The 17,147-nt window shown below is 49.5% G+C and carries 14 protein-coding genes and 4 pseudogenes; 11 read left to right on the forward strand and 7 right to left on the reverse strand.

Annotated elements, in window-relative coordinates:
- Positions 1–74 precede the first annotated feature (74 nt).
- From L0M14_RS05925 to L0M14_RS05935, 3 genes and pseudogenes are all read left to right on the forward strand, one after another.
- Positions 75–302, forward strand: a complete 228-nt coding sequence (locus tag L0M14_RS05925; protein WP_235121280.1) for a spore coat associated protein CotJA — start codon at positions 75–77, stop codon at positions 300–302.
- Positions 299–563: pseudogene (locus L0M14_RS05930) on the forward strand (spore coat protein CotJB). Before L0M14_RS05925 ends, L0M14_RS05930 begins: the two are co-directional and overlap by 4 nt.
- Positions 564–581: 18 nt before the next feature.
- A complete protein-coding gene (locus L0M14_RS05935) occupies positions 582–1,151 on the forward strand; it encodes a manganese catalase family protein (protein WP_235121281.1) in 570 nt (189 codons plus the stop codon).
- A 241-nt stretch (positions 1,152–1,392) separates the two neighbouring features.
- Here the strand turns inward: L0M14_RS05935 and L0M14_RS05940 are convergent, their stop codons facing one another.
- Both L0M14_RS05940 and nagA read right to left on the reverse strand, forming a co-directional pair.
- A complete protein-coding gene (locus L0M14_RS05940; protein WP_235121282.1) occupies positions 1,393–2,142 on the reverse strand; it encodes a YdcF family protein in 750 nt (249 codons plus the stop codon).
- A gap of 569 nt (positions 2,143–2,711) precedes the next feature.
- Positions 2,712–4,609, reverse strand: a pseudogene (gene nagA, locus L0M14_RS05945) (N-acetylglucosamine-6-phosphate deacetylase).
- Between the two features lie 235 nt (positions 4,610–4,844).
- Here nagA and L0M14_RS05955 point away from each other — a divergent pair.
- The 4 genes from L0M14_RS05955 (at position 4,845) to L0M14_RS05970 (ending at position 7,454) form a co-directional block, all read left to right on the forward strand.
- On the forward strand, positions 4,845–5,513 hold the full coding sequence (locus tag L0M14_RS05955; RefSeq protein ID WP_235121284.1) for an HAD family hydrolase: 669 nt from the start codon (positions 4,845–4,847) through the stop codon (positions 5,511–5,513).
- A gap of 83 nt (positions 5,514–5,596) precedes the next feature.
- Positions 5,597–5,821 carry a spore germination protein gene (locus L0M14_RS05960; RefSeq protein ID WP_235121285.1) on the forward strand — a complete coding sequence of 75 codons (225 nt, stop codon included), beginning with the start codon at positions 5,597–5,599 and terminating at the stop codon, positions 5,819–5,821.
- A gap of 154 nt (positions 5,822–5,975) precedes the next feature.
- A complete protein-coding gene (locus L0M14_RS05965; protein WP_235121286.1) occupies positions 5,976–7,073 on the forward strand; it encodes a cation diffusion facilitator family transporter in 1,098 nt (365 codons plus the stop codon).
- A gap of 15 nt (positions 7,074–7,088) precedes the next feature.
- Complete coding sequence (locus L0M14_RS05970) at positions 7,089–7,454, forward strand: ArsR/SmtB family transcription factor (RefSeq protein ID WP_235121287.1); 366 nt, start codon at positions 7,089–7,091, stop codon at positions 7,452–7,454.
- A 102-nt stretch (positions 7,455–7,556) separates the two neighbouring features.
- Here L0M14_RS05970 and L0M14_RS05975 read toward each other — a convergent pair whose 3' ends face one another.
- From L0M14_RS05975 to L0M14_RS05995, 5 genes and pseudogenes are all read right to left on the reverse strand, one after another.
- On the reverse strand, positions 7,557–8,678 hold the full coding sequence (locus tag L0M14_RS05975; RefSeq protein WP_235121288.1) for a YheC/YheD family endospore coat-associated protein: 1,122 nt from the start codon (positions 8,676–8,678) through the stop codon (positions 7,557–7,559).
- A gap of 6 nt (positions 8,679–8,684) precedes the next feature.
- On the reverse strand, positions 8,685–9,815 hold the full coding sequence (locus L0M14_RS05980; RefSeq protein WP_235121289.1) for a YheC/YheD family endospore coat-associated protein: 1,131 nt from the start codon (positions 9,813–9,815) through the stop codon (positions 8,685–8,687).
- Positions 9,815–11,182, reverse strand: coding sequence for a YheC/YheD family endospore coat-associated protein (locus L0M14_RS05985; RefSeq protein ID WP_235121290.1), 1,368 nt, complete (start codon positions 11,180–11,182; stop codon positions 9,815–9,817). The genes L0M14_RS05980 and L0M14_RS05985 overlap by 1 nt, the downstream gene beginning before the upstream one ends.
- 95 nt (positions 11,183–11,277) lie before the next feature.
- Positions 11,278–12,474: a YheC/YheD family endospore coat-associated protein gene (locus L0M14_RS05990; RefSeq protein WP_235121291.1), complete on the reverse strand. Its 1,197-nt coding sequence runs from the start codon at positions 12,472–12,474 to the stop codon at positions 11,278–11,280.
- Between the two features lie 9 nt (positions 12,475–12,483).
- Positions 12,484–13,850, reverse strand: a pseudogene (locus tag L0M14_RS05995) (YheC/YheD family endospore coat-associated protein).
- Positions 13,851–14,122: 272 nt separating this feature from the next.
- Here L0M14_RS05995 and L0M14_RS06000 point away from each other — a divergent pair.
- From L0M14_RS06000 to L0M14_RS06015, 4 genes and pseudogenes are all read left to right on the forward strand, one after another.
- Positions 14,123–14,885: pseudogene (locus tag L0M14_RS06000) on the forward strand (DODA-type extradiol aromatic ring-opening family dioxygenase).
- Between the two features lie 147 nt (positions 14,886–15,032).
- On the forward strand, positions 15,033–15,527 hold the full coding sequence (locus L0M14_RS06005; RefSeq protein WP_235121292.1) for a hypothetical protein: 495 nt from the start codon (positions 15,033–15,035) through the stop codon (positions 15,525–15,527).
- A gap of 37 nt (positions 15,528–15,564) precedes the next feature.
- Positions 15,565–16,554: an FAD:protein FMN transferase gene (locus L0M14_RS06010; RefSeq protein ID WP_235121293.1), complete on the forward strand. Its 990-nt coding sequence runs from the start codon at positions 15,565–15,567 to the stop codon at positions 16,552–16,554.
- A complete protein-coding gene (locus tag L0M14_RS06015; RefSeq protein WP_235121294.1) occupies positions 16,551–17,129 on the forward strand; it encodes a ferric reductase-like transmembrane domain-containing protein in 579 nt (192 codons plus the stop codon). The genes L0M14_RS06010 and L0M14_RS06015 overlap by 4 nt, the downstream gene beginning before the upstream one ends.
- Positions 17,130–17,147 lie beyond the last annotated feature (18 nt).

Below are 17,147 nucleotides of genomic sequence, written 5' to 3' on the forward strand. Positions count from 1 at the left end.
CGGCATATAACCTTTACATAGGCCTCTGACATACTGCCAGAGCTATAAGCATGCTTGCGAGAAGGAGGAACACTATGCATTCGCAATTCAAGGAATTTCCGATTTTTGCAGGGCCCTTTGACCCGTGTCCACCCATAGGTTGTAAGTACTATAACACGCCGCCCCAGCTGTATATGGGCTTTCAGCCACCGGGATTGCCGCAATTTAGCCCGTACGAGGCTCTGAAGATCGGTACGCTATGGCCTGCTCTCTTTGGTCCTTATGAGCCTAAAGCCGCTTTCGGAGGGAGGTCATCTTCATGAATACGATCTGTTCCGATGAATATTACAAGCAGCTCCATGATTTGCAGGCTGTGGATTTTGTTCTTGTTGAGCTCACCCTCTATCTGGACACCCACCCGGACGATCTGGCGGCAATCGAGCAGTATAATCAATTCGCTCAAAAAAAGGATGCAGCTGTGCCATCAATTTGAATTGGAGTTCGGTCCGTTAAAGCATTTCGGTCAAAGCTTTACGAAATACCCGTGGCAGTGGGCCGAAGGGCCATGGCCATGGCAAGTGTGAGAGGAGGCCTAAACCCGAATGTGGATTTACGAAAAGAAACTTCAGTATCCAGTTCGCGTTAGTAAATGCGATCCTTATATGGCAAAGCTGCTTCTGGAGCAATACGGAGGTGCGGACGGCGAGCTGGCAGCTGCTCTGCGATACTTGAATCAGCGGTATTCGATTCCGGATAAGGTAATTGGATTACTAACCGATATTGGCACGGAAGAATTCGCCCATTTAGAAATGATTGCTACGATGGTTTACAAATTGACGAAAGACGCAACGCCCGATCAACTGAGGGCGGCAGGTCTGAGCGATCATTATGTAAGTCATGACAGCGCCTTGTTTTACCAGAATGCAGCAGGTGTGCCGTGGACGGCCGCCTACATACAAGCAAAGGGTGACCCTATTGCGGATCTCTATGAGGATATTGCAGCGGAAGAGAAGGCTAGAGCAACGTACCAGTGGCTGATTGATATGACAGATGACGTGGATCTGCAGGACGGCTTGAAATTCCTGAGGGAGAGAGAAATCGTTCACTCTATGCGCTTCCGGGAAGCTGTGGAAATTTTGAAGGACGATCGGCAGACGAAGAAAGTATTTTAAACGAAAGCCAACCGGAGTCATATGCCGGTTGGCTTGTTTTACTAGAGAAATTTTAAGTTGTATCCTTTTCTTCGCATCAACCTTGACAAACACGCTCGTCCTTGAAGTACGACGAACTCGGTTATCCTTGCTTTATATAAATTCGGTGTTCCTCGCAAAAGCACCTGACGTCAGTCTGGAAGTCAAAGCTCCACTTTGTGGAGCGAGTTTAGACTCGAATGCAAGAGAAGTGGCAGGGCTCCTAACCGGCTAACATCCCCACGTATTCTTTCAGTGCCATAGCTGTTGCCATAAGCCCTGAGTAGGAAGGAATGAAGGTGAAGGTGTAAGTCTGCAGACGGCTGCTGACTTGATAGTCTGTGGGATACGGCTGCACTTCCACGTGATTGGCACGAAATAGCTTAACCGAACGCGGCATATGGAAAGCGGAGGTAACCAGAACCGGGTGCTTCCACTGGTGCTGCTCCAGAATCGCTTTGGTATTCGCTGCGTTTTCTTTTGTATTACGGCTTGAATCGTCCATCGTGATGCTGGATTCTGGCACTCCCAAAGCGAGCAGATGCCGTTTGGCGATTTGCGATTCATTGCCTGTGTCGGCAAACACTTGTCCGCCCGACAATACAATCGGCAGCTGGGTACGGCGGTAGAGCTCTGCTATCGTCAGCACGCGGGCAGCCGTGTTAGGACTCAGGTGTCCTTCACCTTGCGTCAAAGGATCGGGTGTGCCCAATACGGCGCCTCCGGTGAGCATGACCAGCACATCGCCCTTGACATCCGCAGGAGGCGAATATCTGGCTTCCAGGCTGTGCAGCAGTGTGTAACCCATGTAAGGAGCTGAGGAGACATACAGCAGTAGAGCGGTGAGGATCACGATGAAAGAGCTGAAGAACTCCTTCTTCTGCAGCAGCCAAGCGGCGAGGATGACCAGAAGCAGGACAAAGACACCTGGCGGAAACAGCAGGGTATATACGATTTTAATGACATAAATCATGGTTGTGTGGTTCCTTTCTGTTGAGCTGAAGAAGAATGAGCGTGTACGACGATGACTGCGTAAGATGCAGTGGAAGATGCGAATCCTGGTAATTTGAACGCTTCAGTTTCGCGCATCTTCACTTAAGTTCGCCAAATGCTGGCATTGTCCTCCTGCTGCGACTAATGGACTATGCAAAGTGAGGGAAGAGCTACTCTTATGCAAAGACGCTTCCAACATCACGATTAAGCGTGGTTGGAAGCGTCTTAATGGGTGTAATTGTATTTGCAATATGCAATGTGAATGGATCAAATGAAGGGGCATATCATAAGCTGGCTTATTGAAGCTTATGTGTATGAATCCAGCTCACAGCAGCTCCAGTTTCGTAAGGATAGCTGGGGCGTAGCCTTGCGAAACTAGAGCTGCATCTGCATCGCTTTGCTCTGCAAGGATAGCTAGAGCTAGAACTGTAGGTCAAAGCTGCATCTGCATTGCTTTGCCCTGCAAGGATAGCTGGAGCTAGAGCTGTAGGTCAAAGCTGCATCTGCATCGCTTTGCCCTGCAAGGATAGCTAGAGCTAGAGCAGTAGGTCAAAGCTGCATCTGCATCGCTTTGCCCTGCACCCAGACCTGCTGGAGCTCCAGCTCCGGGCTGACGAGCAGCAGGTCGGCCTGTTTGCCGGGCGCGATGGAGCCCAGCCGCTCGTCCAGTCTGAGCAGCCGAGCCGGATTGCCGCTCGCATAGCGGCTCGCGTCCTCTACGCTGACGCCCACCTCGCGCACCATGTACCGGAGCGCGCCGATCATCGTCAGCGTGCTGCCCGCGAGGGCGCCGCCCTCCGTGAGCCGGGCGACGCCGGCCTGCACGGTGACGGCTTGCCCGCCGAGCTCGTACGCGCCGTCGCCGAGCCCGGCGGCGGACATCGCGTCCGTGATCAGCAGCAGGCCGTGCGGCTGCTTCGCCATCTCCAGCAGGCGGATTGCTGCCGGGTGGACATGCTGCCCATCGGCGATCACCTCGCCGCTGATGCGCGAGTCGGCGAGCACGGCGCCGACAGTGCCCGGTTCGCGATGATGGAGCCCCTTCATCGCGTTGAAGGTGTGCACCGCATGCGAGAGCCCCTCGCGAACCGCCGACTGGATGTCGGCGTAGTTCGCGTCCGTATGGCCGCATGCGGCAACGATGCCGTGATCGCGCAGCCACGCGATCAGCTCCAGGGCCCCCTCGCGTTCGGGGGCTAGGGTCAATTGCCGCACGAGCTGCGGATAGCGCTCGTGCCAGTCTTCGAGCCATGCACGCTGGGGCAGCGTGATATGGTTCACGTTCTGCGCGCCCGGCCAGCGGGGCGAGATGAACGGCCCTTCGAGATGCACGCCCAGAAGCTGTGCATACGGCATGGGACCGCTCATGTAGCGCTGCACGGTCTGGAGCACGCGCTCAATGTCTCCATGAGGCGCAGTCATCGTCGTTGCGAGCATCGATGTAGTGCCGCTGGCCGCATGGAAGCGGGTAATGGTGTCGAGCGAATCAGAGCTCGCATCCATGAAATCCGCGCCGTAGCCGCCGTGCACGTGAACATCAATGAAGCCGGGGAGCAGCCAGCTTCCGTCGGCATCAATGACAACGGCTTCGGCGAAATCCGATTTAGCCACGCGATCTGATGAAATCGATTGAATCAGCCCGTTTTGCACGTATACGGTACCTCGATGAAGGGTCCTCTGTTCCGTTACTACTTGAGCGTTCTGAATGACGAGGCTGTTCATTGAAAAAAACCTCCCCGCCTCTGCGTCCATCAACACAACTAGATGAGGATGGGTCTGAAGCAGACTGGCCGGCAGCTCGGTAGTAATTGGCCCCGTCAAGGCTTGATGAACGATTTCAGCCTTATCAGCGCCTCGCACGACGAGCAGAATGGTCTTGGCCTTTAATATCGTGCCAACCCCCATGGTTAAAGCTTCTCTCGGCACGTCATCAATGGAGGCGAAGAAGCGGGCGTTGGCGGCTCTCGTCTCCTGCTTCAATTCAACGAGATGCGTTCCGCTAATTAAAGAATGATCGGGTTCATTGAAGCCGATATGTCCGTTGTGGCCAAGTCCAAGAATCTGAAGATCGATCAGCTTGGCTTTCTCAAGCTCTTCATTGTATCGGATACATTCCGCTTCCGGGTCAGCCGCATTACCGTTAGGAATATGAGCTTGCTCAGGGGGAGATCAATGTGGTCGAATAGATGGTTTTTCATGTAAGTGCGGTAGCTTTCCGGATGATTCTCAGGGAGACCTACGTATTCATCCAGGTTAAAGGTGGTGATACCTTTGAAGCTAATATGTCCTTTTTGATAGGCTTTGACGATTTCCTTGTAGATGCCGACCGGCGTACCACCTGTGGCCAGACCAAGTACGGCGCGGGGCTGCATTTGGACAAGACTTGTAATGATTCCCGCCCCCGCCTCATTCAATTCTTGTTGGTTTTGAAAAATATGAAGGTTCATTGCATCAATTCCTCACTTTCCTAACGTGAATACTCGAAAATTTATTTAAAATTGATCAAAAAGATCATTTTATTGATTGTTTTATATCTAATTCAATCATAACTGAAATGAAAACAATCGGCAACAGTCATTTTTCCAATTATGCTCATTGACTTGTATGGATAAGTTTGACATTCTTAACTGAGACCATACATACATACTTACTATAATTAGGCTTGGAGAGGAGTTACGTACGATGAATCAAAGAAAGCAGCCTGAGGCCATGCTATTCGATTTGGATGGGACGCTGTTTCAAACGGAAACGCTGCTATTGCCCGCATACCATGCTACTTTTGATGAATTAAGAAGACTTGGCCTTTATTCAGGAGAAACACCTCCGGAAGAACGGATACTAAGCTCCTTGGGGATGCTGCTCGAGCATATCTGGCAGCGAGTTATGCCGGAAGCTTCCGCCGAAGCAAGGCTTGAAGCAGATCGTTTGCTTCTGCACTATCAGACGGAAGGCTTGGAGCAGGGACAAGGTCTCTTATACGAGGAAGTTGCAGATACGCTTACCAGTCTGCACGAACGAGGAATTCGATTGTTTGTGGCGAGCAATGGCTTAGAGGGCTATGTGAGAGGCGTCGTACAGGCAATGGGCATAGGAGAGCTGTTTGAAGACCTTTATAGTGCGGGTCAGTATCAAACGAGATCCAAAGTGGATCTGGTGAAGCAATTGCTGCATAGATATGGCATCGAGCATGCTTGGATGGTAGGAGATCGTTCCTCCGATGTGGAGGCTGGACTTAAGAACGGATTGGTTGTTGCCGCTTGCGATTACGCAGGCTTTCGCGAACCGGGAGAATTGGACGGGGCACACATCAGAGTAAGCCGTTTTTCCGAACTGCTGGATCATCTTGAATAGAGAGCTTTCACAAAATAGTTGTCGCAGGATCTAGGCGCAGAGCATACACTATAGCACAATTCATAATAAGGGTGCTGATAAGGATGCCTTCTTTTGTTGGAGTTTTCAATATTAATAGTGTCGAAGGGAACCTAATCAACGGAGATACGGCGGTTGTCGCTCCGACGAGCGCAAGCAAAACCTACTCGGGAGCGGGCGGGGGCATTACAGGAAATTTTACATTGTCCAATTCGGTATTTAGCGCGACCGTGACATTTGATCCCGACGGAATTGATGCAGGGGCGGACAAAGTGGCTACAGGGACATAGTATACAGAAAGAGGAACGGCTTGTTGCGACAGGATATTCTGTGCAGCTATCCATTGACAGTGGGGGCTGCCTTTATTTATCATAAACATATGAATATGTGCTCATATGTTTGCACAATATAAGTTGAATTTGCAATTGGTGGGAGGATACGTAAATGAGCGATCATCAGCATGACCATAGCAAGTGTCAGCACAATCAAGGTCAAAGTCATGACCACCATGACAAGAACATTCATGTCCCACTTCATAACCACGGATGTGACAGCAACCATGATCACACTCACAATCATACCGATGATCACGGTCATCAACACCATGGTCCCGGTCATCACCATCATCATGGCCTGGGTCACCACCACCATCACCATGGGCATGGTCATTCCCATGCCGGGAACAAGCAAGGTCTGCTCATAGCGCTTTGCATTACAGCCGGTATCATGCTGCTTGAATTTTTCGGCGGTCTGGCGACGAACAGTCTTGCGCTGCTCTCCGATTCCGGGCATATGCTTAGCGATACGGCTTCACTCGTTCTCAGCTTGGTTGCAGTTTGGTTCGCTATGAAGCCTCCTTCAAGCAGGAAGACCTATGGATTTCACCGTGTGGAAATTCTCACAGCTTTGTTCAATGGGGCAACCTTATTTATTATTGCCGGAATTGTCATTTGGGAAGCGATAGGACGGTTCATGGATCCGCCCAAGGTAGCGAGCGGCTCGATGATGATCATTGCCGCAGTCGGCTTGCTGGCCAATTTGCTTAGCGCATGGTCATTAATGCGCAAAGGAGACGTTCATGGCAATATGAATCTTCGAAGCGCCTATCTGCATATTCTAGGCGATGCATTGGGTTCCGTAGGTGCTATAGCTGCTGGAGCGCTGATGCTGCTGTTTGGTTGGTATGCAGCTGATCCGATCATCAGCGTGCTAGTTGCGCTGCTGATCCTTAAGGGAGCATGGTCGGTTCTCAAGCATTCGACGCACATTTTACTTGAAGGTGCTCCGCTATCCATCGATGCAAGGCATGTTGAACAATCGCTTCAGGGCATTGATCATGTCATTAATGTACATGACCTTCATATTTGGACGATAACCTCCGGTCTTGATTCGTTAAGCTGCCATCTTCTTATTGAGGATACGGCGGACAGCCAGGTTGTCCTGCAGAAAGCCATACATGTGCTGGAGGAGCGATTCCACATCCAGCATGCCACCATACAGATTGAATCATCTCAAACAAGACATGCGGAATTGAAAGTGTAGGGGGGCGCTTCATTCATGGAACATCTGATTCAGGAGCTTTGCGATGCATCGTGTTCGGGGACCGGGGCTGCAGAGCAGTTATCGGGTCGCAAGCAAATTGACGAGGCCCAGGCTGCCGGAATGGCTGAACTATTTAAGGCATTAGGAGATGCTACGAGAATCAAAATGATATATGCACTACTCAACCGTGAGCTGTGCGTACATGATCTATCCGTTGTTCTGGGAATGGGGCAATCGGCGGTATCCCATCAATTGAGATATTTGCGCAACTTACAGATCGTCAAGAGGCGAAAGGAAGGGAAAACAGTTTATTATTCGCTGGATGATAGTCATATTGAACAAATTTTCTTGCAGACGCTGCAGCACTTGCAGCATATGTAGACGGAACGGATGGGGGCTGATTCAGCCTTCGTTCCGTTTTTTTTGTGATGTTAGAATTTATTATTTCGGGGCTCTCCGCAAAGTACTGAATCAGCTTCGAAGCTAAGGCTCCACTTTATTGGGTTGTTTGGACTGATTCTCTTTCTGTTTGAGCACCCATAACGCATATTCCAGGGGACGTATAATCGCCTTCTGATACGCTAAGGTTTGCCCTGTACGCCGAAAGATTTCACGGGATGGCTTAGGATTCACCTCAAGCAGCCAAATTTCTCCCTTCGGGTCAATGGCAATATCCAGTCCAAGCTCGCACAGCTTGCCGAATTTGCCTTCCAGGAATTTGGCCAGCTTATGGGCAAAGCTATCCAAATCTTCTTTGATTTTTTCAATTTTCTCAGCTGAGGAAAAACGCTTGGTAAGCAGTTTGTTGAGTGCTACAGCGCTCCCACCGCCGTGAAGATTGGAGGTGATACTGCGGTGAGGACCAATCCGGCCTGCGCAGCCGGTAACCTCCCACTCTCCACTGCCGTTCTTCTGAATCAGAAGGCGATAGTCGTGTACACGCCCGTCCTTCAGCGTAAGAGGAATACCTTGCTGGACGACATAATCCGGGGTGAGCTTCATCGTATTTAGCTTGATCATCAGCTGTTTTTCATTGGAACGGTAGGGAGTCAAAATGGTGCGCTGTTGGCTGCGGCCCTGGAGCAGGTACAAGTCGTGGCCGATCTGCTCAATTCGCAGGATGCCTCTTCCTCCTGTACCGTTCTTTGGCTTCACATAGATCAGTTTATGCTTCTTTAAAAACTTCATCAGCTCAAGAGTTGTGCTGAAACGAACGGTAGCAGGAATGTACTTACGAATTTCTTCGTCTTCGGAGAGGGTTTGGTGCATGAACCATTTGTTCGCAAGCGGTCTGCTTAAATAGATGAGATCGGAATGCTTTTTTCGAAAGGCTTTCAAAATCTGATACTTGCCTGAGCCTTGGTAGCGAGCACGGTCATAGATGATAGGCGGGAAGGATGCTTTTCTGCGAATCCATTTCTTTTGCTCGGCATCATAAACCAGAGTTCGCACTTGATTGCTGCTATCAACATCATCAGGAGTAAAAACCTCGACTTGAAGTCCCAACTTCTTTCCTTCATGACTTAGCTTTCGGAAAAAAGACAGCTCCTCCAGCCGAGCCTTGCTTAAATAAACGGCGAGTATGCCCAGTCGTTGTGGAGCCAAACGGATTCACCTTCTTTTACCTGAGTTAGTTAAATAGAGACTGTATCCTATGATACGTTCTAAGGACTTACGGCGAATCTCAGGTTCATCGAATTTCATCGGCTTCGAATTTGCTTCAAAGAACCAGATACGTCCGGAAGTATCTACGCCTAAGTCCATTGACATTTCTCCTAAGTGGCTGCCGGATGATTTCTCAATGGCCTTTGCCAGTGTAACAGCGGCAGACTTGGCACGTTTCAGTATACGCCCGGCTTCCTTAGCTCCAAATGCCTGAGTCAGCAGCTTGAGAGGGTTGTCAATGGAACCGCCGCGAGGTACGTGAGTGGTGATGCTTGCTTTGCCGGCAACCCGGGCGCCGATACCGGATACAAGCCAGGTTCCTTTGGACGATTTTTGGATCAAAGCCCGAAGATCGTAAGCACGCTGCTTAAATCTCGTTAATGTGATTCCTTGCTGGGCAATATATTCCTTATAGCCGCGATATTTATTAAACGCTTGCCAAAGGGATTCGATGGACTGGTGGGTCGAAATCTCCATATTCTTGTTTTCCTGCCTGCTTAATCGGTATTCGGCCTGCTTGTTCTTGGCGGAGATACGTTCCAGCCGCATGATTCCTTTGCCGGCTTTACCCTTAGCCGGTTTCAGATAGAGGACCGTATGGCGTCTAAGCAATTGGTTTAAATCGCCGACGGCATTTAATTGCAGGGTTTCCGGAATGAACGGTTTGCCTTCTTTGGACTTGTTCAACCATTCGAATAGCGTCAGTTTATTGAAGAAGGATGGATTGAATATTTCTACTTGACCGCTGCGCATGCACGTTTGAAGGACCTGCTGCACGTCAGGCTTCAGCTCCATTTTCCGATAGGGGATTCGGTTGTAGACAACGTGGGGAGCGGGAACAAGTTCCCTGCTCCATTTCTTTTTCTCAAAGTCGTACCGATAGCCCATCATGCGAGAACTTGAGAGCGAGAAGTCGGATGTTGTTACCACGTAAGCGTCAACGCCCATTTCATTTCCGGTTCGAATGAGGTCGATGAAATTATCCAGGTTGCCGCGAAAGATTCGTCGTTTGTTGTCCTTGACGGTCAAGATGGCGAGCGTAGGAGGCTGATTCCGCTCTTGAAGGATATAGGCCATTAACTTTCCCTCCTTGGGCGGAAACGGCTCAAATACAAGCAATGTTCGTACACGTTATTGAGTGAAGCTTTATCCCCTTCTTTTAAGGAAGGGTGCTTGAAGATCGATCTTCCGGGTTTGGCATTGGCTTCAAACATCCATATTTTCTCGTTCTGATCAATACCGATATCGAAGCCGAGCTCACCTAGTAAATGATCGTAGTTATTCTCAATCCCTTCAGCCAGCTTGATAGCCGTTTCCTTGGCATTCGAAAGCACTTGCTCGGCCCGGCTTCCATAGACTTGCCGGAGTACCTGCTCGATGGTCATCAATTGACCGCCGTTTCGGATATGGGTGGTTACGCTGCCCTTCCCTGCTTTCTTAGCGCCAATTGCAGCAACAACCCAGTTATTGGTACCATTCTTGGTCATATGGAATCGGAAGTCGATGGGACAACTGTCAATCTCAATCAGGCGGATTCCTTGCTGCGCCACATAATTCGTGAGACGTCCGCGACCGGTGCCAAGCATGCGCATCAAGCCCTCGAATTTTGCATATCGGATGAGTACGTTCTTGCCGGCTTTCCGGTAGCGTACAAAGTAACCGCGCTTCGGATTATAGGTGACTCTATAAATACCGATGCCGAGACTACCTGCCGTCGGCTTCAAGTAAATGAATTTATGCCGATCCAGCATATCCTTGATTTGCTCCGCGGAAGGGTTAAGGCGCGATTCGGGGACAAATTTGAAGACCTCGTCTCCGTCCAGCATTTTGTACACATCCCACTTATCAAAGAAGCTCCAGTTAAAGAGCGGGATCCCTCTGCGAACGAAGCGTTCTTTAAAGCTTGCGATCCCGGCCGTCTTCTCCGCTTTGCGGCTGGACATCCGGTTATACACGACGTCGGGAAGCGGGAATGTTTTGCGGACCCATCCTCCCCCGGCTTTGGGAACTATGCCCGATACCGTTTCTTGGGCCCAATTCACATCTCGGGGACTAAAGGCAAAATGAAAGGATTTATTCGCACTAGTATTCATAATTTGCCGGATAAATCCGGTTATGGAGCCGAAGGGGGAGGTGCTGCTTCCGGATACATTCGTTAAGATTCCGATCATCGGCCCGATACGAATTTCTTTATTGTTATTGCTTGCAGCCAGTACACTGCCAATTCGGGGAATACGTAGACTGCTCATTAAAGAAAGCGGAATATACATATGCTGGCCAGGCTTTTTGATCAGACGTACCGGGAGGCTAGCGGATTTGCTGCCGGCTTTTACGGTAATCGTTTTGACGCCGGTTAACCGTAAAGCTTTGACGAGCTCGCTTGTTAAGTAGACGGATCGGTCTGTTCGTTTTACGGCATGGAGCATACACGTTGTCAAACTCATTAGGTTACCCTCCTAAACTTGTTGCAAAAATCCGGCAGTGCCGGAGTTTTCGGTCCTTGACAAACGCAATCGTCCTGATAGGATGACGAAGTCGTTTATCCCTGTATATGGGTCTTGACGATCATGGAAGCCGGGTAAACGGTTGACTTACGGTAAGGCGCCACCGTTCCGGGAGAAGATGTCTTCCATAGGTAGGCGGCATATCGGACTGGATTTACGATGGATTGAATGCGTGCTTTTGTATCGCCGGTTCGTGAGAATATCGTTCGCCCCGGCTTGGAATTGACTTCTAGAATCCAAATTTGGCCGGACGTGTCAACTCCGAAATCAATGCCAAGCTCAGCAAGTCTTCCATGTGAGGATTCCAGCGTGGAAGGAATGATTTCGGAAAGCTTGTAAAGAGTATCAACTAGGACGCCGGCTCTATTCTCGCCGAACTGTCCGGACAGAAAGGATAGAACTTCTAGAGCTTTGCCTCCCCCATGAAGGTTGGAGGTCACGCTTCCTGGCTGCCCTGCTCGTGCCGCCATACCTACGGTCTCCCATAGTCCTCTGCGATTCTTCTGTACAAAGCAGCGGATGTCATAGGCAGTTCCATCAGAGGTATGAAGCGGTAAATACTTTTGGACCAGATAAGGCCTTCGCCCTATCAAGCCGTGAAGATAACTCATACATTCAGTCCAGTCAGAGAATCGTACGTGCAATGGTACGTTACGGGAATCACGCCCATGGATGATGAAAGAGCGCATTCCATCCGAATCGCTGACGACCTGCAGATGAACGGCGCCTTTCCCTTGACTGCCGCCTTGCGGCTTCAAGAATAGCTGCTGGCGTTCCTTCAGCCAGTCCTTCAGCATATACTCATCGGTGAATACGGCCGTTGCAGGCAAGTAAGGTGATAGCTCAGCTTCCTGCTGGAGCATTTGCTGTACTTCCCACTTGCCCTTAAGTCCGTAGCCCAAGAAGCGAACGCCTGGAGTTTCGCGCAGTTTACGCACATGGAACCGGTACTGCAGATAGGTGTCCTTTCCCGAAAAAAAGCAGCGGTCGTAGATGAAAGAAGGGAGCGGGAACGTATCCTTTTTCCACGATCTAGTCTCATGAGCATAGGAATGCCCTGCTATTGTACGCTGCTGCCAATTGATTCGATTGGGCGAAAAGACGAACACTTGAATTCCTAAGGCATCTCCGGCCAGTGTCAGCTGCTCGTAGAATCGAGAGCTGGCAAAAGGCAGCCTACGCTTTAGCTCGGTCACCATAATCCCCAATAAAGGGGAAGCGTTACTCTGCATGAAATCACCTCAGAACTTCGCTAGATATCGCGCATACTGAACGACTTGTTTCACGGATGGACGGATTTTACGTTCCGTGAGGGGTGTATTGTCATCTTTGGAAGGTTTGGAGTTAACCTCCAAAAGCCATACCTTTCCGCTTTTATCGACGGCTAAATCGATGCCCAGCTCGCCGAAATGGTTAGGGATTTGGGTTTCGACCCCTTTGGCAATATCCAAAGCGGCCTTGCGCAGACGGCCGAAGGCAGCTACTTTTCCCTGCGCGGATAAGGATGACTTACCCAAGGCTCCCTTCACAGTACTCAAGGTGCCGCCGCGCGCCAGATTGGACACGAAATGCTGGTTGCCCGCGATTCGGCCGACAATGGATGTGATGGCCCATTGGCCTTGAGGCCCCTTTGTACAAGTGCGCGAAAGTCGACGGGTCTGCCTTCTACGGTAATCAAATCCAGCCCTTGTTGAATCTGATAGCGCTGCGTCTTGAGCTTGCCCGAGATAGCTTGAAATACCCCGGATACGGACGGAAACGATTGCTTTCGCACTCCGTTCAGATTCGTATAGTGACAGGTATAGGTATTGCCGCTTTCACGACGAACCCGTATGATGCCTTTGCCTAGACTTCCTGTTATCGGTTTGAGGAATAATACAGGATGCTTCGCGGCCATGGATTTCAGCATCTGATAATTTTTAAAAAGATGGGATTCGGGCAGATAAGCATGAAGGGAGCTATCCTTGCGAAGCGCATCGAACACTTCCGTTTTATTCAAGTACTTTTCATTAAAGATATGGCTGTTAAAGCGGGTTTTGGCGTCGTTCATGAATTGTTGGACATTTGTCATGTTTTCATATTTACGTGAGGTGAGGCGGTTATAAATCACATTGGGTATCGGAAACGTTTTTTTGCTCCATGAACCATTGGCATAAGAGTAGGCGGACACACTCTGGGCTCCGCCCCGCATCTCGGATGGAGGAAAGAAGACCACCATAGCGCCGAACATCTCACTCGCATCCGTCATTTCCTTACAAAAGGCGGTGATAGCGCCAAAGGGCCGGTCCGGGGAACCAGAATGAACACGGCTGATCATCACGCCTATTAGAGGCCCTATGGCTAAGGTGCCGCCTTTATAGTGAAGGCATAGCTGAGCGCCGTGATGAAGCCCGAGTTTGGATGCGAGTGCGGGATTCACTCGCAGCGTTTTGGAGAGGGCTGCTGAGACGACCCGCACATCCTGTTTGGTTGAACCAAACCGAAGTGTAATCGTTTGATTGGTTGGGATTTTCCAATTCTTGACAATGGCTTCACTTAGAACAATGGTCCGATCATCCAAATAGATGCTGGTGCCATGAATAGATATCCCAATTTTCGTCCTGGTCAATAGCGAACACTCCTTCCAGCATCAAAAATGGCATTGCTTAAGCAGAGTAAACTACTCCATCATATGAGGACATATATCCCTTGGTGCTTAGGAGTCGATTCGAAAGTAGGGGGGGATAAGCCCAACTGCTGCACAAATATGACTTATTCGAGCGGCCGAAGTGGCGTCTAATCGGTGTAAGACATTCTATTTTCCTTGACAGAATCTATTTATTATTATAAAGTTACTTACATAACATTAGTGAATTTAAATTAATTAGGGGGTGTTGCCTGATGTTTCCTTCTTTATTCTTAGCCCACGGATCTCCTATGCTTGCAATTGAGCAGACGCCGTATACGGATTTTCTAGCCGATCTGGGTACTCGCTACAAGCCGAAGGCTATTGTGATTTTTACCGCTCACTGGGAAAAAGAGATCCTGACGATTTCCGCTCATGACAACATATATGAAACGATTTACGACTTCGGCGGGTTCCCCGATGAGCTGTATCAGCAAACCTATCCCGCGAAGGGATCGGTGTCTACTGCCGCTTTGGTGGAAGAGAGACTGCGCAGCCACGGCATTGACGTCCGCAGGGATGAATCAAGGGGCCTTGATCACGGCTCATGGACTCTATTGTCCAGAATGTATCCGAAGGCAGACATTCCTGTTGTGCAGGTGTCCGTCCATCCCTATCTAGCACCGCAGCAGCAGTATGCGATCGGAGAGGCTCTGCGGGGGCTGGGGAGAGGAAGGAATCTTGATCATTGGCAGCGGAGTTACCGTTCATAACCTGCGCATCATCAAATGGGGACAACAAACACCAGAGTCGTGGGCCGTTGAGTTTGATGACTGGCTTATTGCGAATATGCAAGCCGCAAACACACAAGCTCTGTTTCAATATGAAGCCTTGGCGCCTCACGCAAGGTTAGCCGTCCCGCGGCCGGAGCATTTTGTTCCTCTATTCATCGCCATGGGGAGCGGCAGCGGAGATCCAGAAGTGATTCATCGCAGCTACGATCTTGGAACTTTAAGCTATTTATGCATGAAATTCTAATAGAATTGCCGGCAAGGCTTGGACAGCCTTGGCCGGCTTTTTTTACTCAGTAAACATTCAGCGCGGCTTAAGGAAGAATTCATGGTTGTGGACCATAATGAGATCTATAGATAGTCCAAATCATAAAAGAAAAAAGGAAGATGCCTCATGAAAAAAACATCCAAGTGGTTGAAATGGCAGGTAGGAGCTGTGGTTATCGTTCTTCTATTCTTCTTGTTCCAAGAGGTTAAAGATAGTCCGCAATTCCAGAAAGCCCAGCAGCAAATGGCGCAATCCTCGCAGAAGGCAACGGATAAAGAGCCTTTATACGCCGATAGTAATCGGACGCCTTCCACACAAGGGATTCAGGGCTTACAAGGCACAGAAGGCTCGCAAAGGGACAAGAGAACAAGTAACAATACTTTTTCAAGGGAAGGTAAAAGACACGGAATGCAGCAGCGGGGCGGCAATGACCGGAGCAATGGTTCGAACTTTGGCAGCAGCAATAGCTCCGGCTCCAGCGGTGATGGATTAAATTCCGGCAGCGGCAGTAGCGGATCGAGTTCCATCGGGCGTAACAATGGATCGAGCTCTATTCCGAATTCGGGCTCCTCTTCCTCTTCTTCGTCCGTACAGTCGCATAGCAGAACACAAGCTTCTTAATTGGTGATCGTAAATTTAGTATGAAAGGTAGATCAGCATGGACGTACTTCGATTTCGCGGCATGAATACCGACATAGAAGCCCAGTTAGACCCATGGGAAAAGACGCAGCCATTTGACGTACATCCGGTACAAGCTTGGTTTGAACGCTCTGAGAGCCGATTTAGCCGGTTTCGTCCGGACAGTGAGCTCTCCAATCTGAATGACAGAGCGGGAGAGCGCTGCCTGGTATCCGCTCCTATGTTGAATGTGTTGGAGCTGTCGGACTATTACCAGAAGCTGACCTCAGGATTATTTACGGTATTCCTCTATCATCGTATGATGCAGCTAGGTTACTCCCGGTCTTTTGAACAGATCGGTAGCGAAAGCGTCGAGCTTCTTTCTGATAAGACAACGACAGGAAAGAACTTTGATATGGAACTGGATCCTCGTATGCAGTCTGTTAGACTATCCTCCTCTGGAAAGCTCGATTTAGGGGGTATTGTCAAAGGCTGGACCGTAAAAGAAGCGGCGGCCATGATGCGTGAGCAGTACGGCTGCAGGAAGGGACTTATCAATGCTGGAGGGGATTTGGAGGTCTGGGGAGCAACAAACGCGGAGCCTTGGTTGATTGCCGTAGCGAATCCTAACGGAGAAACGCAAAAAGAAATTATTCTAGAATTGACGAACGGAGCCGCCGCTACCTCCAGTACATTACGAAGAAAATGGCTGACAAATCGGGGAACCATGCATCATTTGGTCGATCCTCGAACCATGGAACCGTCTGCTAACACTGTCGTCCAGTGTACGGTTGTAGGGAAAAACCTGATTGATTGCGAGGTTTGGGCAAAGGTTCTGTGTGTGGCAGGTGTGGAAGAGGGGATTCCTTTATTCCAGAAGCAGACAGCAGGACTTGAAGCACTGCTGTACACGAATGACGGTAAGCTTCATTATATTCCGTCTTCCCGAATTCGCACCCAAACCAGATGGCATGGACTTGTAGCGGATGTCATTCATGATGATGGTAAAGAAAGGATTGAGTGTATATGATAGATTTTCTGGTAAATATGCCCACATGGAACTTGATACGAATATTTGGAATTGCTTCATATTTATGCTTGTTTCTCGGTATGGTGCTTGGAATCAGCTATTCATTTCCGAGCTTGAAGTCTAAGAGGGCACAGCTGCTGAAATGGCATACGGGTACCAACATTACAGGGACTTTACTCGCTTTATTGCACGCTATGTTATTAATCATTGATGTGTATATGCCATTTAGCTGGATGGACATTATAGTGCCGTTTCACGCCAGCAACTCCACGGTCTTAAATGCGCTCGGCACCATCGCCTTTTATGGCTTGATTGTTGTCTTGCTTACGTCGGATTTGCGTAACAAGCTGGGCAGAAAGGTTTGGTTGGCATTCCATTTTTTATCCTATCCATTGTTCGTCTTGGCTCTTATTCATGGACTTTTCGAAGGAACGGACAGCTCCAATATCTTGATTAAGCTGATGTATTATGTCTCAGCGGCTGTGCTGGTTGGTTTAACGGTTGCACGTGCTACCGAATCCCGCGGCAAAACCAAAGTGTCGGTGGGTCCTGTAAAGCATGTGAAAAATGTGTAAAGGACTTCTTATTGCGAA

Origin of the sequence: Paenibacillus hexagrammi, from assembly GCF_021513275.1 — a bacterium.
Classification (GTDB): Bacteria; Bacillota; Bacilli; order Paenibacillales; family NBRC-103111; genus Paenibacillus_E; species Paenibacillus_E hexagrammi.